This is a genomic window from Streptomyces sp. NPDC086549, from assembly GCF_044746205.1.
In the GTDB taxonomy this organism is placed as follows: domain Bacteria; phylum Actinomycetota; class Actinomycetes; order Streptomycetales; family Streptomycetaceae; genus Streptomyces.
In genome coordinates this window covers 28,950-48,852 of sequence record NZ_JBIVBS010000018.1, presented here as the reverse complement: position 1 = coordinate 48,852, position 19,903 = coordinate 28,950, and the positions used below count along the sequence as shown (strand labels likewise).

The following is a 19,903-nucleotide window of genomic DNA, read 5'->3' as shown; positions in this document are numbered from 1 at the left end:
ACCGCCGTCGCCCTGTCACCGATCATCATTCCATCCGGGGTGCCGTCGTCATGGCACCAGTGTTCGGTCCGCGGAACCCTGGGGCCTGAGTACGGATACTCAGGCGGCATCCGGCCACCGACGCGGCCTGAAGTCGCCGTGGGTCAGGTCACGTTGGGATGCGGCCGGATTATGTGGGTCCACTGTGCGGACCATGGCATGCTCATGGCCCGTCACCGAGTTACCGGCCAGTACGACACGTCGCTCGCCGTCCGCCGGTACCTCCTTGCCACCCCCACCCTCAGGACTCACCTTGCGCAGACGCACGAGGCACACGCATGCCCTCATGCCCGCCTTCGCCGTGACCGCCCTCCTTTTCGCCGCAGGCTGCTCCTCGCCCGCGTCGCAGGCCGAGCAGCCTGCCGCCGCCCGAAGCCAGGAGACCCAGAGCCCGGACGACACCGCCACGGACGCGGCGTACCACTCGCTCACCGTCGCCGCCGCTCCCACCGCCACCGCCACCGCGGCGGCGGGTCCGGCCGGCTCGGGCAGGCCGGCGCACAAGACCACGCTCGCCATCAGTTCGTACGACAGCAGGACCCGACGGGCCGTCATCTCCCAAGGGAAGAAGTCGACTTCCCCCTCCCCGCCGGCCACGTCCCCCTCGGCCTCCTCCTCGTCCGCCTCCTCCCCCTCTCCCAGCGCCTCCGCCGCCCAGCACGAGGCCGCCGTGGGTGACGTCATCGCGAGCGCCCCGGCGCCCGGTGCCCCGGACGGTCTGCTCGCCAAGGTCACCAAGGTGATCGGCGAGACGGACAGGGGAACAGAGGTGCAGACCGAACCCGCCACGCTCAACGCCCTGCTCGGCGACGACACGGCGAAGGGCACCGTGCCCGTCGACCCGGCCTCCTTCGACGTCGACAAGCTGTTGCCCGACGTCAAGGTCTCCTGGTCCAGGGCCGGTGATGTGCACGTCGGCCCCAAGGGCGCCACGGTGCCACTGGGCAGCCTGCGGCTCGACGTCTCCGCCGAGGTGCCAACGGCCGAGGGCGCTCCGGTGTCGGCAGCGGCCTCGGTGTCCGGCTTCGTACAGGTCGCTCCGCAGGTCGACTTCAGGTACGGCGGCGAGGGCACCGACGCCGCGCCCGGCTCCGCGTACCTGGGCGTGTCCGGCGACTGGACCTCCGGCTGGGCCGTCAAGGGCCGTGCCGCCGCCTCCACCACCACGCCACTGCGGATCCCCTTCGCGAAGCTGCACGCCGACCCGGTGCTGCAGGTCGGCCCCGTCCCGGTCGTCGTCAACCTCGACCTGACCTGCTACTTCCAGATCAGCGCCGACGGCAAGGTCACCGTCGACGTGGAGCAGAGCCTCAAGGGCGACTTCAAGGCCGGCGGCACCTTCGGCGCGGGCAAGGGCTGGACGCCGGTGAGCGCCTCCGACATGACGAGCACACCGGTGCGGACCTCGGTGACCACCGCCGGGAACGTGAAGACCGCGCTCGGCGCCGAGGCCTCGGTCGGTCTCTACGGCACCGTGGGTGTCACGGCCGACCTGGCGCCGTACCTGCGCGGCGAGGCCTCCGGGACGGTGCAGGCATCGTCGGACACCACCGGAGCGAAGACCACCGGCACATGGGGCCTGTACGGCGGCGTGGACCTGTCCGGCACCCTGCGCCTGCAGTTGTCCGTCTTCGGTACCCCCGTCCTCCAGCGGAGCATTCCGCTGGGCGTGCTGCACCGTGAGTGGCAGCTGGCGGGCGACTCGCTCTGAGGCGACGTCAGGCGCCGCCGGGTATCCATCCCTGGCGGCGCAGGACGGCCGACACGTCCGGCGCCTCGTAGTGCTCGCCCTTGAGGACCTTGCCGTCGGCCCGTCGGGCGACCTGGCCGTCGGGCCCCAGCTTGCTCATGTTGGAGCGGTGGACCTCGGCGATCACCGCGTCCAGGTCGATGCCGTGGACCAGGGCCGTGCCATAGGCCACGTAGACCACGTCGGCCAGTTCGTGCGCGAGCCGGTCGAGCGGGCCGACGACCGAGACCTCGGCGACCTCCGCGGCCTCCTCGGCAAGCAGGTCCCCGCGGTGCGCGGCCAGCTCGGGGGACACCTCCGTCGGCCTGTTGCGGGTATCGAGGCCGAAGGCCAGGTGGAACTCACGGACGAGGTCGGCGGGCGAGGAGCTGGTCATGCCGCGACTCTAGCGGCCGCCACCGACAACGCCCGCCGTGAGCCCGGCGCTGGTCAGGACTCCGGACGACTGGCAGGATCGCGCGCATGTCCAAGGTGTTCCCCCGTATCGGCAGGCGCCGGGCGCTCCAGGGCGCGGCCGCCGGCTTCGTCGCCTTCGCGCTGCTGCTGTGGTGGCTGCTGCCCCTGGGCGAGGAACCGCCGGGCGGGACGATCGTCTTCAGCACCGGCACGCCCCGCGGGGTCTACCAGGAATACGGCGAGCGGCTGCGCACCGAGCTGGACAGGGACATGCCGGGGCTGACGGTGAAGCTGCTGAACAGTGCCGGTTCCCAGGAGAACGTGCGGCGGGTGGCGACCGGGAAGGCCGACTTCACCATCGCGGCGGCCGACGCGGTGGAGGCGTACGAGTACCAGCACCCCGGCGGTGCCGGGCAGCTGCGCGGTGTGGCCCGGCTGTACGACGACTACGTGCAGCTCATCGTGCCGCGCGACTCGGACGTGAGGACCGTCTCCGACCTGAAGCACAAGCGGGTGTCCATAGGGCTGCCCAACTCGGGCGTGCGGCTGATCGCCAACCGGTTGCTCAGGGCCTCGGGGATCGACCCCGAGAAGGACATCACGCCGGTGTCCGACGGCATCGACACCGGGCCCGACGGGCTGGAGCAGGGAAAGATCGACGCGTTCTTCTGGTCCGGCGGGCTGCCGACGAACGGGCTGGCGCAGCTGACCAGGACGTTCGACTTCAGGTTCGTCCCGATCGACGGTGACCTGGTCACCAAGCTCCACGCCGAGGGCGACGAAGCGCGCTACTACCGGGCCACCAACATGCCCGAGTCGGCCTACCCGTCCGTCCAGCAGGGGTCCACGGTGGCGACCATCGCGGTGTCCAACCTGCTGATGACCCGCAAGGACATGGACCCCCGGCTGACCGAGTGGGTCACCCGAACCGTCATCAAGAGCCGCGACGACATCGGCGCCCACGTCCACTCCGCCCAACTGGTCGACCTCCGCACCGCCATCTACACCGACCCGCTCACGCTGCATGAGGGGGCGCGGCGGTACTACCGGTCGGTGAAGCCGTGACTCGACGAAGCCGTAGCTCTGTGAAGCCGTAGCCCGGTGAAGCCGTAGCTCAGTGAGGCCGTGACTCCGCCCTCGGCCGACGACCCGTCACCCGTCCTACGCCGCCGAGCCGCTCCTGGGCACCGTCACCGTCACCCGCAGGCCGTGCGGGTCGTGGTGCTCACAGTCGAGGGAACCGCCGCCCGCCGCCAGGAGGGTGCGGGTGATGGAGAGGCCGAGACCGGAGCCCTTCACGTTCTGGTGGCGGCCGCTGCGCCAGAACCGGTCGCCGACGCGGGCGAGTTCCTCGTCGGTGAGGCCGGGACCGGTGTCGGTGACCACGACCGTCGAGATCTCGCCGTTGGAGGCGACGGTCACCGTGACAGTGCCGTCCTCCGGTGTGAACTTCACCGCGTTGTCGATCACCGCGTCCAGCGCGCTGGAGAGCGTGATCGGGTCGGCCCAGGCGGTGGTCGGCGGGCAGTCGCCGGTCAGCCGCACCCCCTTGGCCTCGGCCGCCGGCGACCATGCCGCCAGCCGCTCGGCGGCCAGCCGGCCGATGTCCGTCAGCCGCAGGTCCGCCTCGGCGTGCTCGGCCAGCGCCAGGTCGAGCAGGTCGTCCAGGACCTGCGCGAGGCGCTTGCCCTCGGTGCGGACCGAGGCGATCTCCTCGTTGCCCTCGGGCAGTTCGAGGGCGAGCAGTTCGATGCGCAGCAGCAGCGCCGAGAGCGGGTTGCGCAGCTGGTGCGAGGCGTCGGCGACGAAGGCGCGCTGCTGCTCCAGCACGTCCTCGACGTTGTCCGCCATCTCGTTGAACGACCGGGCCAGCCTGCGGAGTTCCGGCGGTCCGCCGGCCACCGCGACCCGGGACTTCAGCCGCCCGGTGGCGATGTCGTGGGTGGTGGCGTCGAGGACGCGCACGGGCCTGAGCACCCACCCGGTCAGCCGGAGCGCCGCGCCCACGGCCAGCAGCATCGCGGCGATCTCACCGGCCCCGATGAGCACCCAGCCGCGCAGCGTCCGCGAACGCATCGGCCCGGTGGGCGAGTCGGTGACCACGACCGCCACGACGTCGCCGTCCCGGATCACCGGCGACGCGACGATCAGGCGGCTGTGCTGCCAGGGCCACACCTGCTCGGGGTCATGGCTGCGCCGGCTGAGCAGCGCCTCGCCGAACGCCTCCCGCAACTCGCCGCTCGGGGGCAGGAACCAGTCGTACGGCGCGTTGGCCATCGCCGCGCCGTTGCGGTAGAAGACGCCCGCGCGGATGCCGTAGACCCCGTAGTAGCTGGTGAGCTCGCGGCGCAGCGTCTCCTTGCGCTCGTCCTCGGTCGTCAGCGGTGAGCCGGTGGGCCCGTCGGTGACGAACTGGGCGAGTGCCGCGAAGCGCGCCGTGTCGTCGATCCGGTCGACGACCACCTTCTGCTGCTGGGCCGCGGCCACGCTGACGGCGAGCGGAACACCCAGTGCGAGCAGCACGGCCGCCATCAGGACGATGAGCAGCGGCAGCAGACGTGTGCGCACCCGTCCCCGCTACGCGGCCGGGGCGACGAGCCGGTAGCCGACGCCGCGTACGGTCTCGATCAGCGCGGGCATGCGCAGCTTGGCGCGCAGGGAGGCCACGTGCACCTCCAGGGTGCGGCCCGTGCCCTCCCAGCTGGTGCGCCAGACCTCGCTGATGATCTGCTCCCGCCGGAAGACGACGCCGGGGCGCTGGGCGAGCAGCGCGAGAAGGTCGAACTCCTTGCGGGTCAGTTGGACAACCGAACCGTCGACGCTGACCTGGCGGGTGGGCAGTTCGATGTGCACGGGACCGAGGCGCAGCGCGTGATCGGCGCCCGGTACGGCGTCGTCGTGCGCGGTGCGCCGGCTGACGGCGTGGATCCGGGCGAGCAGTTCCCCGGTGTCGTACGGCTTCACCACGTAGTCGTCGGCGCCGAGGTTGAGGCCGTGGATGCGGGAGCGGACGTCGGAGCGAGCGGTGACCATGATCACCGGGGTGCTGGTGCGCTTGCGGATCTTGCCGCAGACCTCGTATCCGTCCTGGTCGGGCAGGCCCAGGTCGAGCAGGACCACGCCGAAGCCGGGCCCTTCCGGGACGAGCGCCTGGAGGGCCTCCTCGCCACTGCGGGCGTGCGTGACGTGGAAGCCGTGCCGGGCGAGGACCGCGGAGAGCGCGGCGGCGACGTGGTTGTCGTCCTCGACGAGCAGCAGTCTCATTCCGGCCCCCTCCGGTTCAGCGGTCGTACGGTCCTGGTTCGTTGTCGGCTTGTAGAAAACGCGCGCACGCGCGTGTGTGCATCAAGGCAGTCACGCTGATGGACGATGATGGCGTCAAGAGGGTTCCGGTTGCCCGCCGGTTCCGTTACCCGGCCGATACGCGGCCCCGCCCCAACTGCTACAACACGTGTCCGATTGCTATCGGATCGTGATGCTCAGATTCCCCTCAGATGTAATGACGCAGGTCATTCGGGGTCACTACATTCCTCCGAAACCGAGGAGGACGGAGCCCGAAAGCGATGACCAAAGTATCGGTGGTCAAGGAAGACGTGGCCGCGACCGGCGACCTGGTCGTCCTGCAGAGCGTCAACAAGCACTTCGGCGCGTTGCACGTACTCCAGGACATCGATCTGACGATCGCCCGCGGCGAGGTCGTGGTGGTCATCGGACCCTCCGGGTCCGGAAAGTCCACCCTGTGCCGCACCATCAACCGCCTGGAGACGATCGATTCCGGCACCATCACGATCGACGGAAAGCCGCTGCCCCAGGAGGGCAAGGAACTGGCCCGGCTACGGGCGGACGTCGGGATGGTCTTCCAGTCCTTCAACCTCTTCGCGCACAAGACCGTGCTCGAGAACGTGATGCTGGGCCAGATCAAGGTCCGCAGGACCGACAAGAAGCAGGCGGAGGAGAAGGCCCGCGCCCTGCTCGACCGGGTCGGCGTGGGCACCCAGGCCGACAAGTACCCGGCACAACTCTCCGGCGGTCAGCAGCAGCGCGTCGCCATCGCGCGCGCCCTGGCCATGGGCCCGAAGGTCATGCTCTTCGACGAGCCGACCTCGGCCCTGGACCCCGAGATGATCAACGAGGTCCTCGAGGTCATGCAGCAACTCGCCCGCGACGGCATGACGATGATCGTCGTCACCCACGAGATGGGTTTCGCACGATCGGCTGCAAACCGTGTGGTCTTCATGGCCGACGGCCGGATCGTCGAACAGGCTGCGCCCGACCAGTTCTTCAGCAATCCGCGCAGTGACCGGGCCAAGGACTTCCTCTCGAAGATCCTGCACCACTGACGGCACCGAGCCCGTACGCCCCGGACGTCCCGGGGCCGCCCGTCCCTCACGGACCGCGTTCCTCACCACTCAAAGGATGTTCACGATGAAGCTCCGCAAGGTCACCGCCGCCTCGGCCGCCGTACTCGCCCTCTCCGTGGCCGCCACGGCGTGCAGCTCGAACAAGAAGGACGACGGCGGTTCCTCCGGCGGTGGCAACAAGATCGCCATCGGCATCAAGTTCGACCAGCCCGGCATCGGCCAGAAGACCCCCCAGGGCTACTCGGGCTTCGACGTCGACGTGGCCACGTACGTCGCCAAGAAGCTCGGTTACAACGCCGACCAGATCGAGTGGAAGGAGTCCAAGAGCGCCGACCGCGAGACCCTGCTCAAGCGCGGCGACGTCGACTTCATCGCCGCCTCCTACTCGATCACCCCCGAGCGCCAGAAGCTGGTGGACTTCGCCGGCCCGTACCTGCTGGCCCACCAGGACGTGCTGGTCCGCGCGGACGACAACACCATCAAGTCGCCGGCGGACCTCAACAAGAAGAAGCTGTGTTCGGTCACCGGCTCGACGTCGGCGCAGAACGTCCACGACAAGCTGGCGCCCAAGGCCCAGCTGCAGGAGTACCCCACGTACTCCGCGTGCCTGACCGGTCTGCAGAACAAGGCGATCGACGCGCTGACCACCGACGACTCGATCCTCGCCGGTTACGCCTCCCAGTCGCAGTTCAAGGGCAAGTTCAAGCTCGGCGGCTTCAAAATGACGAACGAGAACTACGGCATCGGCGTCAAGAAGGGCAGCGACCTCAAGGCCAAGATCAACAAGGCTCTGGAGGAGATGGTCTCCGACGGTTCCTGGAAGAAGGCCGTGGACAAGAACTTCGGCCCGGCCGGCTACAAGAACGAGCCCGCCCCGAAGATCGGTGACATCAAGAGCTGAGGCAGCGCCCGTCGGGTGCGCCGTCCTCAGGGGCGGCGCACTCGGGCATCCCTTCCATACACGCGGAAGCGCGGGAGATCGTGTTCGACTTTCTAGGAAGTTACGACGTGCTGGGCGCCTTCTGGACGACGGTGCAGCTGGCGCTGCTGTCGGCCGTGGGCTCTTTGGTCTGGGGCACCCTGCTGGCCGCCATGCGGGTGGGCCCGGTGCCGCTGATGCGCGGTTTCGGCACCGCCTACGTGAACATCGTGCGGAACATCCCGCTCACGGTGATCATCCTGTTCACCTCGCTCGGCCTGAAGGACACGCTGGGCATCACCCTGGGATCGGACAAGATCGATACGAGCAACTTCCGGCTGGCCGTGCTCGGTCTGATCGTCTACACGTCGGCCTTCGTCTGCGAGGCGATCCGCTCCGGCATCAACACGGTTCCGGTCGGCCAGGCGGAGGCGGCCCGGGCCATCGGCCTGAGCTTCACCCAGGTGCTGGGCCTGGTCGTGCTGCCCCAGGCCTTCCGCGCGGCCGTCGGCCCGCTGACCAACGTGCTGATCGCGTTGACGAAGAACACGACGGTGGCAGCCGCGATCGGCGTCGCTGAGGCGGCGTATGTGATGAAGGAGATGGTGGAGAAGGAGGCACAGCTGCTGTTGATCTCCGCGGTCATCGCCTTCGGGTTCTGCTGTCTGACCCTGCCGACCGGTCTGCTCCTCGGCTGGGTGGGCAAGAAGGTGGCGGTGAAGCGATGAGTTCGGTCCTGTACGACGCCCAGGGCCCGGGCGCCAAGCGGCGCAACCTCCTGTACACAGCGGGCTTCCTGGTCGCCCTCGCTGCCCTGCTGTGGTGGGTGTACACGTCCCTCGACGACAAGGGTCAGCTGGACTGGGTGCTGTGGAAGCCGTTCTTCAGCGGCTCCGAGGCGTACTCGGCGTACATCTGGCCAGGTCTGCAGAACACGTTGAAGGCCGCCGCGCTGGCCATGGTCATCGCGCTCCCGCTGGGCGCCACACTGGGCATCGCCCGTCTCTCGGACCACGCGTGGATACGCGTGCCGGCCGCGGCCGTCGTCGAGTTCTTCCGGGCCATCCCGGTACTGGTCCTGATGATCTTCGGGAACGCCTGGTACGCCGATTACACCAATGTCCCTTCGGACGACCGTCCGCTGTACGCAGTCGTCACCGGACTCGTGCTGTACAACGCGTCGGTCCTGGCGGAGATCGTCCGTGCGGGCATCCTCGCCCTGCCCAAGGGCCAGTCCGAGGCCGCGATGGCGATCGGCCTGCGCAAGAACCAGGTGATGCGGCTCATCCTGCTGCCGCAGGCGGTCACCGCGATGCTCCCGGCGATCGTCAGCCAGCTGGTCGTGATCGTGAAGGACACGGCACTGGGCGGAGCGGTCCTCACCTTCCCCGAACTGCTGGCCTCCGCGAACACGATGAGCGCCTACTACGGGGCCAACACCATCGCCTCGTTCACCATCGTGGCCCTGATCTACATCGTGATCAACTTCTCGCTCACGTCTTTCGCGAGCTGGCTGGAGGGACGGCTGCGGCGGCGCAAGAAGTCGACCGGCGCGGTGGTTCCGTCGGCGGCGGTGGCAGGCACCGCGGCTACCGGAGCCGACTGACCTTCGTCTGACGAACAGTCAAGCTGCGTGATCCGTCGGGAGGCAGTGGCATGATCGCCACCGCCTCCGTCGCTTGACGCAAACCTCGCCAATGGGTTGCATACGTTCTGTGATCGTGCACCCTGCCCCAACCTCTGGTTCACACATGTCCGTCAGGGCACAGCTGCGGGCAGGGGGCGCCACGCCGTGGACCCGGTGATCATCGTCGGAGCGGGGCCCGTCGGGCTCACGCTCGCCCTGGCGTTGGCCCGTCAGGAGGTGCCGTCCGTCGTCCTCGACGAGGGACCCGGCAAGGACGAACCGCGCGCCGCACGCACGGTCGTGCTGCGCGAGGACACCGCGGCGCTGATGGAGCGGCTGACCGGCGTCCCGCTCGCCGAGCGGGGCGTCCGCTGGGCCGGATGGCGGTCGCTGCGGCGCAAGCAGGTGATGCGCGAGATCGTTTTCGACGACACCGAAGCCGCCCCGCTGCACCTGACGCAGCACGTGCTGACCGCCGCCCTGCGCGCCGCCCTCGCCGACGAGCCGCTGGCCCGGATCGCCGTGAACAGCCGACTCGACGCGATCGAGCAGGAGCGTTCCGGCGTCAGCGCACACACCCGTGGCCCCAAGGGCACGTGGTGGCGGGGCAGTTACCTGGTCGGCTGCGACGGCCCCCGCTCGACCGTGCGCAAGCTCCAGGACATCCGCTTCCCCGGCCGTACGGCGGTGGAGCGGCATGCCGTCGCCGCGCTGCGTGTGGAACTTCCGTGGCCCGGTCGGGCGTTGCTCCATCGGATGCCGCCGTGGCGGACGTCCGGGCCCTCGGCCGGGGAGGTGACCGCCCGTCCCCTCCCGGACGGCGTGTGGCGTCTGGACTGGCTGCTGCCGCCGGGCAAGGACCTGGTCACGCCCGAACTCCTGGTGGCCCGGGTCCGCGAGACCCTCGCGGGCTGGACGGACGGCTCCACGCCGGCGTACGAACTCCTCGACACCGGAGTCCACACGGTGCACCACCGCCTCGCCCGCCGGTGGCGCGCCGGCCGGGTCTTCCTCGCCGGGGACGCGGCGCACCTGCTCGGATCGCTGGGCACCCAGGGGCTGGACGAAGGGCTCAGGGACGCCGACAACCTCGCCTGGAAGCTGGCCGTGGCCTGGCACCACGGCCCGCACGAGGCACTGCTGGACAGCTACCAGGCAGAGCGGCGCGCGGTGGTCGCGGGCCGGCTGCGCGCCGCCGACCAGGTACTGCCGGTGCTGCGCGGCGGCGGCGGTCTGCGCTCGTACGTCCCCGGTTCGGCCCGGGGCCACGACCTGCTGCTCGCGGACGGTCACCTGGGACGCGGGGCGCTGGGTGCGCCGGGGACGTACGCCGACTCACCTCTCGCACCCCGGCACCTGGAGGGAGAGGTCCCCGTCGACACGCCCTCCGGAGCACCGGTGGCCGATGTGCGGGTCACGGCGGAGGACGGTTCCTTCGTACGGCTGCACGACCGGCTCGGGCGTGGCGCACTGCTGGTCGTCCTGATCGCGCCGGGTACGGGCGTATGGGACCGCAAGCACTGGGTGACCGCCGGGATCATGCCCCGGCTGGCCGCCGCGGTGACCGCGCTGCCGCACCCTGCCGAGTTGCTGGTGGCCGAGGAGTACCCGGGCGCGCCGGCGCACACCGTGCTGCTCGTGCGCCCCGACGGCCACCTGGTCACCGCGCTGAGCGGGGTCCGGCCGGCCGATCTGTACGCGGCGGCGGAGGCGACGCTGGGCGGCGCGGTGAACGCGGAAACGGAGGCGGAGGCGCAGGAAGAGGCCGGGGCCGGGGCGGGCTCCAGCGCGCGTTGACCGTGCGTGTGGTGACCCTCCGGTCCACATGGCGACTGCCGGTTGACCGGTATGCACCGGCATGGTGTACTCCGGATCGTGACCGACACCGATGTGCGCCTGTGGCGGAGGGTCCATATGGACCTCGTCCGCTATGCGGGCTGCGTGTGTCGCTCGTCCTGCTGAATTCGCATCGCTGAATTCACAATCCCTCCTCCTTTCCCGTCGCGCGCCGCTCCCCTGTCGTCGCGCGCCACCTCAGCGAACGCACATCAGGACGGTGTACGTGTCTGTCTCTCCCTCCCCCTCGGCCGCTGCCCTCACGGCCGCTGCCGCGCCCACGCAGGCGGACCTCCTCGACTTCGTGCGGCGTACGGCCGCCGACGCCGAGCTGATCGCCTCCCTCCCGCTCGACCCGGAGGGCCGAACCTGGGTGCGGCTGGACGGGCCCGGCGGCAGCGAGGCCTGGCTCATCGGCTGGCCACCCGGCACCGGCACCGGCTGGCACGACCACGCCGACTCGGTGGGCGCCTTCCTCACCGCGTCCGGCGAACTCAAGGAGAACTCGCTGGCCGCGCGGCTGCCCACCGACGGCTGGAAGACCCTGGAGCTCGCCGACGGTGTGGACCGCGAACGGCACCTGCCGGCGGGGCAAGGCCGCTCCTTCGGCCGGCACCACGTCCACGAGGTGCTCAACGCGTCAACCGACCGGCACGCGATCTCCGTCCACGCCTACTACCCGCCCCTGCCGCAGATCCGCCGCTACAGCCGTACCGGACAGACGCTGCGCCTGGAGCAGGTCGAGCGTCCGGAGGACTGGCAGTGAGCGGGACGGAAGAACGACCGGTGGGCATCGACGACCTGCTGGAGCGGGTGCGCGCCGGCTACCGGCGGATCGGACCGCGGCAGGCGTACGACGCGGCGCGGGCGGGCGAGGCCCTGCTGGTCGACATCCGGTACGCGGCCCTGCGCGAGCGGGACGGGCTGATCCCCGGCGCGCTCGTCGTAGAGCGCAACGAACTGGAGTGGCGCCTGGATCCCCGGGGCAGCCATCGCGCCCCGGAGGCCACCAGCCACGACCTGCACGTCGTGGTCATCTGCAACGAGGGCTACGCGTCCAGCCTGGCGGCGGAATCCCTGCACCGACTGGGCCTGCACCGGGCGACGGACCTGGTCGGCGGCTTCCAGGCGTGGAAGGCGGCGGGACTGCCGGTAACGTCGTGACGCGCCTGTCCGCTCAGGCCCCCGGGGTGTGTGGGGCCTGAGCGGCAGTGCCACTGCTTCGCGGCGGTGCTGGTAGTTAGTCCTTCGCTGTCGCCACCGTCACCGCGCGCACCCTGAGCGCCGCACGCCCCGGGAGGGCGGTGGCCACGAGGGCGAGGAGGGCGGCGACCCCGACGACGGTGACGTACGGCAGCGGCGTGACCGTGGGGGCGGCCCGGCCCGTCATGCCGACGCCGAACGCGGTCAGCACCGCGAGGGCGATACCGCTGCCGAGCGCCGTGGCGAGGAGCAGGACCGACAGCGCCTCGGTGCGCAGCATCCGGAGTACCTGGCGACGCGTCGCCCCGGCCAGGCGGAGCAGCGCGAACTCCCTGACGCGTTCGGCGACCGACATGGCGAGCGTGTTGACCACTGCGATGGCCGTGAAGGCCAGGACGAGCCCCATGGCCAGATAGTTCACCTCGGCGTTCGCCTGTTGCCGGTCGGCCTGGAGCGAGTCGGCGGCGGCCGGGGAAAGAATCCGGAGCCCCGGGAACTCACGCAGAGTAGTCGAGAGTTGTGTCTGTGTACGGGTCGTGCTGACGAGGACGGAGGAGGCGAGCGGGTTGTCGACGTGGTGGGCGACGAGGTCGTGCGCGAAGGTGATGTCCCCGAAGCCGAGACCCCTGGCGTAGACGGCGGCGACGGTGAGCGTGGCGGGCGTGCCGTCGCCGAGCGTGAGCTTCAGGGTGTTGCCGGGCTTCAAGTGGTGCTGATCCGCGGCAAGTTCGCTGACGGCGATCGTGCTCTCGGTGAGCCGGTCGAGGGAGCCGGCGGTGACCTTCGGGTCCCAGGTGCGGGTGAGGCCCGCGGGAGTGACGCCCTGGGCTGCGTACTTGTCCAGGCCCACGCGGACGGTCGTGCGGACCACTTCGGTGACGGCGTCGTGGTGAGTACGCAGCTGCCGTGCGGCCTCGGCCGGGACGCCCGGCCCCTGGGCGGCGACGACCCAGTCCGCGGTGACGCCTTCGCGCGCCTGGGTCCGGGCGGCGTCGCCGAGGGTCGACTGGACGAACAGGACGGTGCAGGTCATGCCGATGAGCAGAGTGAGGGGGGTGACGACGGAGGCCATCCGGGCGGCGTTGCCGCGCAGGTTGGCGGTGGCGAGCCGGCCGCCGTGGCCGATGAGACGCAGCGGGCCGGCGAGCAGCAGCGCGGCCGCCTTGATCAGCAGGGGACCGAGGAGGGCGACGGAGGACGAGAGGACCACGACGGCGAGGAAGGTCACGGGAGTCGAGGCGGGCTCGGTGCGCAGGGAGGTGAGGACGACGACGAGGACGACTCCGCCGGCGAGCAGCAGCAGACCGGCGGCGAGCCGCCCCCAGGCGATCCGGGCACACTCGGCCCTGGCTTCGGCCAGAGCCTCGGCGGGGCGGATCCGGGCAACCCGGCGAGAGGCGACGCGGGCCGCTGCCCACGCCCCGAACAGGGTCGCGGCGACGGCAGCGAGTGGTGGGAAGACGCTGACGCTGTGCTGAAGCGTGGCGGGCACGGCGCCCAGGGCCACGAACCTGGAGTGCAGCCAGCCGCCCAGAGGAAGCCCGAGGAGTGCGCCGACCGTGCCCGCGGCCGCACCGACGACCAGGGCCTCGCGGCCGAGCAGCTTGCGGATCTGACCGGACGTGGCGGCGATGGCGCGGAGCAGGGCGAGTTCCCGGTGGCGCTGCTGGACGGAGAGCGTGAAGGTGCCGACGACCACAAGAACGGCCACGAGCAGCGAGGTTCCGCCCATCGCGCCGCCCATGCTGACCAGCCGGGTCCGGGCCGCGGCCGCGTCCAGGAACTCGACGGGCCCGCGGGCGTCCCCGCTGCTGACCTGAGCGGTGGTGCCACGCAGTGCTCGCGCCACCGCCTGTCGCAGCCGGTCCGGGTCCGTGCCCTTGGCGGGGAGCACGCCGTAGGCGGTCACCTGTCCGGGGTGCGCGGCCAGTCGGCGGGCCTCGGAGGCGGAGAAGAACAGCGACGTCTGGTGGCGTACGTCCGTGGCCGGAGCGGCGATTCCGGAGATCCGGTAGCTGCGTGGGGACCGCGTCGACTGCACGGTGAGGTGGTCGCCGGGCTGGAGGTGGGCGCGTGCGGCCAGGTAGCGGTCGATGACGAGGTCGGTTGCGGCCTTGGGGGCGGTGCCCGCGGTGAGCCGGTACGGCGTGAGGGCGGCGGATTCCCAGGCGTGTCCGTAGGCGGTGTGGCCCCCGGTGCCGGCCGGGGTCAACGGCTCGGCGAGGAAGGTCAGTTCGGGTATGACCCGGGCGACGCCGGGGGTGTGGGCGAGGGTGTTCCTGAGGCGGGCCGGGAGCCAGGCGCGTTCGGCGATGGGTTTCGCCTTGTGTTTGACCTTGGTCTTGCCCTTCTTGTGCTTGACGGTGGTCTGGTGGACGTTCTGGTCGGCGGAGACCACGACGGGGGCCGCCGCGTAGCGCTCGGTGCGGATCGTGCCGCGCAGGCCGGTGTCGAGGAGGGTGCCGCAGGCGGTGATGAGTGCCGCCGCGCACATCAGGGCGAGGAAGGCGCCGAGGAATCCGGCCTTGCGGGCGCGGACGGTCTTGAGGGCGTAGCGCAGCATCATCAGGACCGGGTCTCTTTTCTGATGTCCGTCCGGGTGTTGTGGTTGCCCGGGGCAGGGAAGGCGAGGAGGCGCGTGAGCACGGTGCGGGCGCCGGGCGGGGTGTCGGCCTCGGGGCGCTTGTAGCGGTTGAGGAGGGCGATGTACTCCTCGAAGAACTCACGGAGTTCGGGCAGCGTCAGCCGGATGGTGCCGCGTGAGTAGGGGAAGGCGTCCGCCCACGGGTCCCCGTCGTCCGCGGCCCGCTGGAGCCGCTCGTACAGTTCCAGATCGGCGGCGTAGGCGTGATGGTTCAGCTCGTCCATGACGTGCCGCAGTTCGGCGCTCTGCCGGTTTCGCGGCGGGAAGCGCAGATCGCCGGGGACGGCCCGCCACCAGCGTTCCCGGCCGTGGCCTGTCGCCGTGGCGGTCTCCTCCACGAAGCCGTATCGGGCGAGTTCGCGCAGGTGGTAGCTGGTCGAGCCGGTGTTCAGGCCCAGTGCCCGGGCGAGGGTGGCGGAGGTCGCCGGGCCGTGCACGGTCAGGTGCTGGAGCACGCGCTGCCGACGCGGGTGGCTGAGCGCCTTGAGCGCGGCGAGGTCGGAGAGCTCCACGGGAGCGGGCGGTACGGGCATGCGTACACAGTCGTCTGTGCACAGGTGCCTGTGCATTGCGGTGGCCCGGCGTCTTCGAAGGGGGGTTAGCCCCACCCCGTCCGTGGAAGTCCGGCGCCGCCCGCGACGGCGCGAACGCTCGGCGTATCGAAGAGGACCGGCCTGTCCGGGAGCTGTTGGCGGGTCAGAATTCCCCGCCGTCGAGGAACTCCGTGTCCTCGCCCTCCTCTTCCAGGGCCTGCCGGACCACCCGCAGGGCCATGCCCTCGGTGTAACCCTTGCGGGCGAGCATGCCCGCGAGACGCCGTATCCGCTTGTCACGGTCTAGGCCGCGGGTGGAGCGCAGCTTGCGGGCGACGAGTTCGCGGGCGGTCGTCTCCTCCTGCTCGGAGTCGAGCTGGGCGACGGCCTCGTCGATCAGCGTCGAGTCGACGCCTTTGGTCCGCAGTTCACGCGCGAGCGCACGCCGGGCCAGCCCCCGCCCGTGATGACGGGACTCCACCCAGGCGTCGGCGAACGCGCTGTCGTCGATCAGGCCGACCTCCTCGAACCGTGACAGCGCCTCCTCCGCCACGTCGTCCGGGATCTCCCGCTTGCGCAGGGCGTCCTCGAGTTGTTTCCGCGTGCGCGGGGTCCCGGTGAGCAGGCGCAGGCAGATCGCCCGCGCCCGCTCAGCCGGGTCCCCCGGGTGCTCCTCCTTCTCGGCCCTCGACGAGGAGAAGGAGCCCCCGTCCTCATCAGGCGCCGCACCGGACGCCTCACCGAAGCCACCGCGCCCGCGACGTCCGCGCGAGCCGCCGCGGGCACGCGTCCCACGACCACCGCGCCGCGAACCGCCACGCGGCTCGTCGCCGTACGGATCGTCCGAGTCGTGGCCCGGATCGCCCCCGTACGACCCGTCACCCCCGTACGGCCCGGTGTCTCCGAAGGCGCCGTCGTCGCCCGGAGTGTCGCCCGGCCAGGCAGGACCCGCGCCGTCTCTACCCCGCCGCTCCCGCGGAACGTCGGGGTGCGCGTACTCGGCCCAGTCGGTTCGTCGTGTCACGGGTCAGCTCTTGGCTGCGGCGGCCTTGGGCTTGGTGGCCTTGCCCGCTGCCGGGGCGGGCGCCGTCTTCTCGGCGTCCGTGCCGGCCGTGACCGCCGCGTCGGCGCCCGGCTCCGCGGTGGGCTCCTCCGGCCGCACGCCGACGCCCAGCTTCTCCTTGATCTTCTTCTCGATCTCGTTGGCCAGGTCGGGGTTGTCCTTGAGGAAGTTGCGGGCGTTCTCCTTGCCCTGGCCGAGCTGGTCGCCCTCGTACGTGTACCAGGCGCCGGCCTTGCGGACGAAGCCGTGCTCCACGCCCATGTCGATCAGACCGCCCTCACGGCTGATGCCCTGGCCGTAGAGGATGTCGAACTCGGCCTGCTTGAAGGGCGGCGCGACCTTGTTCTTCACGACCTTGCAGCGGGTGCGGTTGCCGACCGCCTCCGTGCCGTCCTTCAGGGTCTCGATGCGGCGGATGTCGATGCGCACCGAGGCGTAGAACTTCAGCGCCCGGCCACCGGTCGTGGTCTCCGGGGAGCCGAACATCACGCCGATCTTCTCGCGGAGCTGGTTGATGAAGATCGCGGTGGTCTTCGACTGGTTGAGCGCGCTGGTGATCTTCCGCAGGGCCTGGCTCATCAGGCGGGCCTGCAGACCGACGTGGCTGTCGCCCATCTCGCCCTCGATCTCCGCGCGCGGGACGAGCGCGGCGACGGAGTCGATGACGATGAGGTCGAGGGCGCCGGAGCGGACCAGCATGTCCACGATCTCCAGGGCCTGCTCGCCGTTGTCGGGCTGGGAGAGGATGAGGTTGTCGATGTCGACGCCGAGCTTGCGCGCGTACTCGGGGTCGAGGGCGTGCTCCGCGTCCACGAACGCGACCTGGCCGCCGGCCTTCTGCGCGTTCGCCACGGCGTGCAGGGTCAGGGTCGTCTTACCTGAGGACTCCGGGCCGTAGACCTCCACGACGCGGCCGCGCGGCAGACCTCCGACACCCAGGGCCACGTCGAGCGCGGTCGACCCGGTCGGGATGACCTCGATGGGCTCCCTCGGCCGCTCGCCCATGCGCATGACCGCGCCCTTGCCGAATTGCCGTTCAATCTGTGCGAGCGCGGCGTCGAGCGCCTTCTCGCGGTCGGTTCCTGCCATGGGTTCCACCCGGTTTGCTTGAGTCGATCGCTTCACGTCAAAGACGCTAACGCCTGCCACTGACAATGCGCCCCGACGCCGGCCTGGCCTGTGGATAACTCGGGCACTTCTCCACCCAAACCGTGTCGAAATCCCCGTCGAGAGCCTCGCCTGAACCTCCATAAGAATAGATGTTCGATTTTCGTGTCAAGCGCACCACCCAGCACTTCCGAGGCTGGCTCCTCGTCTACTCCTCGCGGTGTACGTCAGGTGTCTCCGGCCGGACGACGACCGTGCGGGAGGCTCTCGGGAGCCTTGGGGCCATGCTCATGGCCACGAAGACACCGCGCCCCGTCGAACGCCTCTGTCACGCGACCGGTCTGGCACTCGTCCTCTCCGGTCTCGCGCACCTGGTGGTTTTCGCCGTCGACGGCGGCCCCTGGGACGGTCCCGTCTCCTGGCGCAAGCCCGTCACCTTCGGGCTCTCCTTCGGTGTGACGCTGATCGCGGTCACCTGGGTCACGTCGTATCTGCGCGTCGGGCAGCGGCTGCGCACCGTGCTGCTCGTCGTGTTCGCCGCCGACTGCGTGGTGGAGGTCGGCGGCATCACCCTTCAGGCGTGGCGAGGGGTGCCCGCGCACCTCGACATGGAGACCCCCTTCGACACCGCTGTGTCCATGACCCTCGCGGTGGGCGGCGGTGTCCTGGTGGTGCTGCTCACCGTCTTCGCGGTGGCGTCCTTCCGGCACCGGCCGACGGGCCCGGCGGGCATGCCGCTGGCGGTACGTTCCGGGTTCGCGGCGCTGCTGGTGGCGCTGGCCTCGGGCGCCGCGATGATCGCCCGTGGGGTGGTGCTCACCCGGACCGGCCACCAGGAGGCGGCGTACCACTCGACGGCCCCGCTCAAGCCGCTGCACGGGGTGAGCCTGCACGCCGTCGTGGTCCTGCCGGCGCTGGCGTGGCTGCTGTCCCGCACGTCGTGGAGCGCGCGGGCGCGGCGGCGGATCGTGGCCGTCGCGGCCGCCTGTTACGCGGCCGCCGTCGCAGGTGCCGGGCTGTGGGCGGTGCTCACGTGCTGAGCAACGGCGCCTCGCCCGTGCCCCAGGAAGACCCGTGCCTCAGGAAGACCCGTGCCTCAGGAAGAGGCCTCCTCCGGGGCCACTGGCGGGGCCACCGGCGCGGGTTCCCCCGCCCCGGGCCGCCCCACCCACAGTCCCCGCGCACGCGTGAGCAGGCCGGGGCCGCCCGCCCCGGCTCTGCGGTGCCCGTTCACCCGGGGGTCGTCCGTGACGTCGTACCGCTTCACGTACGCGCCCAGGAAGGCCTGCAGCGTGGCGACCGCAGGGATGGCGATCAGGGCGCCGACCGCACCGAGCAGCGCGGTGCCCGCGATGACCGACCCGAAGGCGACCGCGGGGTGGATGTCGACGGTCTTCGAGGTCAGCTTGGGCTGCAGCACATAGTTCTCGAACTGCTGGTAGACCACGACGAAGACCAGCACCCACACCGCGTACCACGGGTTCACCGTGAAGGCGATGAGCATGGGCAGCGCGCCCGCGAGATACGTGCCGATGGTGGGGATGAACTGCGAGACCAGTCCCACCCAGACGCCCAGCACGGGCGCGTACGGCACGCCGAGCGCCTCGAGCAGGATGTAGTGCGCGATACCGGAGACGAGCGCCATGAGGCCGCGCGAGTAGAGGTAGCCGCCGGTCTTGTCGACGGCGATCTCCCACGCGCGCAGCACCTCGGCCTGACGGGCGGGCGGCAGGACGGAGCAGATGGCGCGGCGCAGTCGCGGCCCGTCGGCGGCGAAGTAGAACGAGAAGAGCGTGATCGTCAGCAGCCGGAACAGACCGCCGAGCACCTGGGCGGAGACGTCGAGCACACCGGCGGCGCTGGTCTGCGCGTACTTGCGCAGCCAGTCGGAGTGGAGCAGTCCCTCCTGGACGTCCACGCGTCTGAGGTCGGTGTGGAACGTCTGGTTGACCCAGTTGATCAGCGAGTCGAGGTAGCCGGGGAAGCCCTCGACCATCTTGACGATCTGACCCGCGAGCATCGAGCCCAGCAGTGTGACGAAACCGGCTGTCACGATCACCAGGCCGAGGAAGACCAGGAAGGTGGCGACCCCCCTGCGCATTCCGCGGGCGGCCATCCAGCTCACCGCGGGCTCTATCGCGAGGGCCAGGAAGAACGCGATGAGTATGTTGATCAGCAGGCCGGTCAGTTGGTGGAAGGCCCAGCTGCCGAGCTGGAACACGGCGACGAGGGCGAGCGCGAGCACCATGGCGCGCGGCAGCCAGCGCGGCATGCGGGCGCCCGGCCCGGCTGCGCTCTCGACCGGGGGCCGGACGGGCGGCGTCGTACCGAAAGGGGATGTGTGCTGGGCGATCTGCCCGGTGTCGTCAGTGGGTGCCACGGTGCAAGTCTCGCCCACGCCGCTGACAACCCGCTGCCGCCCTGT

19 protein-coding genes are annotated in these 19,903 nt (G+C 70.6%); 11 read left to right on the top strand and 8 right to left on the bottom strand.

The window, feature by feature from the left end; genetic code table 11:
• Positions 1-325: 325 nt before the first annotated feature.
• Complete coding sequence (locus ACIPSA_RS40360; RefSeq protein ID WP_402644357.1) at positions 326-1,750, top strand: hypothetical protein; 1,425 nt, start codon at positions 326-328, stop codon at positions 1,748-1,750.
• Between the two features lie 7 nt (positions 1,751-1,757).
• Here ACIPSA_RS40360 and ACIPSA_RS40355 read toward each other — a convergent pair whose 3' ends face one another.
• Positions 1,758-2,165, bottom strand: coding sequence for a hypothetical protein (locus ACIPSA_RS40355; RefSeq protein ID WP_402644354.1), 408 nt, complete (start codon positions 2,163-2,165; stop codon positions 1,758-1,760).
• An 86-nt stretch (positions 2,166-2,251) separates the two neighbouring features.
• Between ACIPSA_RS40355 and ACIPSA_RS40350 the strand changes: the two genes are divergently transcribed.
• Positions 2,252-3,250 carry a TAXI family TRAP transporter solute-binding subunit gene (locus ACIPSA_RS40350; RefSeq protein ID WP_402644352.1) on the top strand — a complete coding sequence of 333 codons (999 nt, stop codon included), beginning with the start codon at positions 2,252-2,254 and terminating at the stop codon, positions 3,248-3,250.
• Between the two features lie 96 nt (positions 3,251-3,346).
• On the opposite strand, the gene ACIPSA_RS40345 is transcribed toward ACIPSA_RS40350, so the two are convergent.
• Together ACIPSA_RS40345 and ACIPSA_RS40340 are read right to left on the bottom strand one after the other, a co-directional pair.
• The gene (locus ACIPSA_RS40345; RefSeq protein WP_402644350.1) at positions 3,347-4,753 is read right to left on the bottom strand and encodes a sensor histidine kinase; all 1,407 of its coding nucleotides are present in this window, start codon (positions 4,751-4,753) and stop codon (positions 3,347-3,349) included.
• Between the two features lie 9 nt (positions 4,754-4,762).
• On the bottom strand, positions 4,763-5,449 hold the full coding sequence (locus tag ACIPSA_RS40340; protein WP_402644347.1) for a response regulator transcription factor: 687 nt from the start codon (positions 5,447-5,449) through the stop codon (positions 4,763-4,765).
• 299 nt (positions 5,450-5,748) lie between these two features.
• On the opposite strand from ACIPSA_RS40340, the gene ACIPSA_RS40335 reads away from it, so the two are divergent.
• The 8 genes from ACIPSA_RS40335 to ACIPSA_RS40300 all read left to right on the top strand — a co-directional run bounded on the left by ACIPSA_RS40335 (position 5,749) and on the right by ACIPSA_RS40300 (position 12,092).
• Complete coding sequence (locus ACIPSA_RS40335) at positions 5,749-6,525, top strand: amino acid ABC transporter ATP-binding protein (protein ID WP_402644345.1); 777 nt, start codon at positions 5,749-5,751, stop codon at positions 6,523-6,525.
• Between the two features lie 85 nt (positions 6,526-6,610).
• The gene (locus tag ACIPSA_RS40330) at positions 6,611-7,447 is read left to right on the top strand and encodes a glutamate ABC transporter substrate-binding protein (RefSeq protein ID WP_402644343.1); all 837 of its coding nucleotides are present in this window, start codon (positions 6,611-6,613) and stop codon (positions 7,445-7,447) included.
• An 80-nt stretch (positions 7,448-7,527) separates the two neighbouring features.
• Positions 7,528-8,193: an amino acid ABC transporter permease gene (locus ACIPSA_RS40325; protein WP_402644341.1), complete on the top strand. Its 666-nt coding sequence runs from the start codon at positions 7,528-7,530 to the stop codon at positions 8,191-8,193.
• On the top strand, positions 8,190-9,071 hold the full coding sequence (locus ACIPSA_RS40320; RefSeq protein ID WP_402644338.1) for an amino acid ABC transporter permease: 882 nt from the start codon (positions 8,190-8,192) through the stop codon (positions 9,069-9,071). The genes ACIPSA_RS40325 and ACIPSA_RS40320 overlap by 4 nt, the downstream gene beginning before the upstream one ends.
• Before the next feature lie 186 nt (positions 9,072-9,257).
• Positions 9,258-10,889, top strand: a complete 1,632-nt coding sequence (locus ACIPSA_RS40315) for an FAD-dependent monooxygenase (protein WP_402644335.1) — start codon at positions 9,258-9,260, stop codon at positions 10,887-10,889.
• A gap of 51 nt (positions 10,890-10,940) precedes the next feature.
• Entirely contained in the window at positions 10,941-11,054 is a 114-nt protein-coding gene (locus tag ACIPSA_RS40310) for a putative leader peptide (protein WP_402644334.1), read from the top strand.
• Positions 11,055-11,154: 100 nt separating this feature from the next.
• Positions 11,155-11,694 (top strand): cysteine dioxygenase, encoded by a 540-nt coding sequence (locus ACIPSA_RS40305; protein WP_402644333.1) that lies wholly within the window; start codon positions 11,155-11,157, stop codon positions 11,692-11,694.
• A complete protein-coding gene (locus ACIPSA_RS40300; protein WP_402644331.1) occupies positions 11,691-12,092 on the top strand; it encodes a rhodanese-like domain-containing protein in 402 nt (133 codons plus the stop codon). The genes ACIPSA_RS40305 and ACIPSA_RS40300 overlap by 4 nt, the downstream gene beginning before the upstream one ends.
• A 76-nt stretch (positions 12,093-12,168) precedes the next feature.
• Here ACIPSA_RS40300 and ACIPSA_RS40295 read toward each other — a convergent pair whose 3' ends face one another.
• The 4 genes from ACIPSA_RS40295 to recA form a co-directional block, all read right to left on the bottom strand.
• Entirely contained in the window at positions 12,169-14,697 is a 2,529-nt protein-coding gene (locus ACIPSA_RS40295) for an FtsX-like permease family protein (protein WP_402644329.1), read from the bottom strand.
• On the bottom strand, positions 14,697-15,308 hold the full coding sequence (locus tag ACIPSA_RS40290) for an ArsR/SmtB family transcription factor (protein WP_402644327.1): 612 nt from the start codon (positions 15,306-15,308) through the stop codon (positions 14,697-14,699). Before ACIPSA_RS40290 ends, ACIPSA_RS40295 begins: the two co-directional genes overlap by 1 nt.
• Positions 15,309-15,471: 163 nt before the next feature.
• Positions 15,472-16,332, bottom strand: coding sequence for a recombination regulator RecX (gene recX, locus ACIPSA_RS40285; protein WP_402644324.1), 861 nt, complete (start codon positions 16,330-16,332; stop codon positions 15,472-15,474).
• Positions 16,333-16,335: 3 nt separating this feature from the next.
• Positions 16,336-17,460: a recombinase RecA gene (gene recA, locus ACIPSA_RS40280; RefSeq protein ID WP_402644322.1), complete on the bottom strand. Its 1,125-nt coding sequence runs from the start codon at positions 17,458-17,460 to the stop codon at positions 16,336-16,338.
• Positions 17,461-17,762: 302 nt separating this feature from the next.
• On the opposite strand from recA, the gene ACIPSA_RS40275 reads away from it, so the two are divergent.
• Positions 17,763-18,518 carry a hypothetical protein gene (locus tag ACIPSA_RS40275; protein WP_402644320.1) on the top strand — a complete coding sequence of 252 codons (756 nt, stop codon included), beginning with the start codon at positions 17,763-17,765 and terminating at the stop codon, positions 18,516-18,518.
• Between the two features lie 56 nt (positions 18,519-18,574).
• Here ACIPSA_RS40275 and ACIPSA_RS40270 read toward each other — a convergent pair whose 3' ends face one another.
• Positions 18,575-19,858, bottom strand: a complete 1,284-nt coding sequence (locus tag ACIPSA_RS40270) for an AI-2E family transporter (RefSeq protein WP_402644317.1) — start codon at positions 19,856-19,858, stop codon at positions 18,575-18,577.
• Between the last annotated feature and the right edge of the window lie 45 nt (positions 19,859-19,903).

Bases quoted from the DNA above. Each gene is read 5' to 3' on its own strand.
- ACIPSA_RS40310 (WP_402644334.1), top strand. From the start codon at position 10,941: ATGCACCGGCATGGTGTACTCCGGATCGTGACCGACACCGATGTGCGC.
- ACIPSA_RS40340 (WP_402644347.1), bottom strand. From the start codon at position 5,449: ATGAGACTGCTGCTCGTCGAGGACGACAACCACGTCGCCGCCGCGCTC.
- ACIPSA_RS40320 (WP_402644338.1), top strand. From the start codon at position 8,190: ATGAGTTCGGTCCTGTACGACGCCCAGGGCCCGGGCGCCAAGCGGCGC.
- ACIPSA_RS40350 (WP_402644352.1), top strand. From the start codon at position 2,252: ATGTCCAAGGTGTTCCCCCGTATCGGCAGGCGCCGGGCGCTCCAGGGC.
- ACIPSA_RS40330 (WP_402644343.1), top strand. From the start codon at position 6,611: ATGAAGCTCCGCAAGGTCACCGCCGCCTCGGCCGCCGTACTCGCCCTC.
- ACIPSA_RS40355 (WP_402644354.1), bottom strand. From the start codon at position 2,165: ATGACCAGCTCCTCGCCCGCCGACCTCGTCCGTGAGTTCCACCTGGCC.
- ACIPSA_RS40360 (WP_402644357.1), top strand. From the start codon at position 326: ATGCCCGCCTTCGCCGTGACCGCCCTCCTTTTCGCCGCAGGCTGCTCC.
- ACIPSA_RS40295 (WP_402644329.1), bottom strand. From the start codon at position 14,697: ATGATGCTGCGCTACGCCCTCAAGACCGTCCGCGCCCGCAAGGCCGGA.
- ACIPSA_RS40290 (WP_402644327.1), bottom strand. From the start codon at position 15,308: ATGCCCGTACCGCCCGCTCCCGTGGAGCTCTCCGACCTCGCCGCGCTC.
- ACIPSA_RS40335 (WP_402644345.1), top strand. From the start codon at position 5,749: ATGACCAAAGTATCGGTGGTCAAGGAAGACGTGGCCGCGACCGGCGAC.
- recA (WP_402644322.1), bottom strand. From the start codon at position 17,460: ATGGCAGGAACCGACCGCGAGAAGGCGCTCGACGCCGCGCTCGCACAG.
- ACIPSA_RS40275 (WP_402644320.1), top strand. From the start codon at position 17,763: ATGCTCATGGCCACGAAGACACCGCGCCCCGTCGAACGCCTCTGTCAC.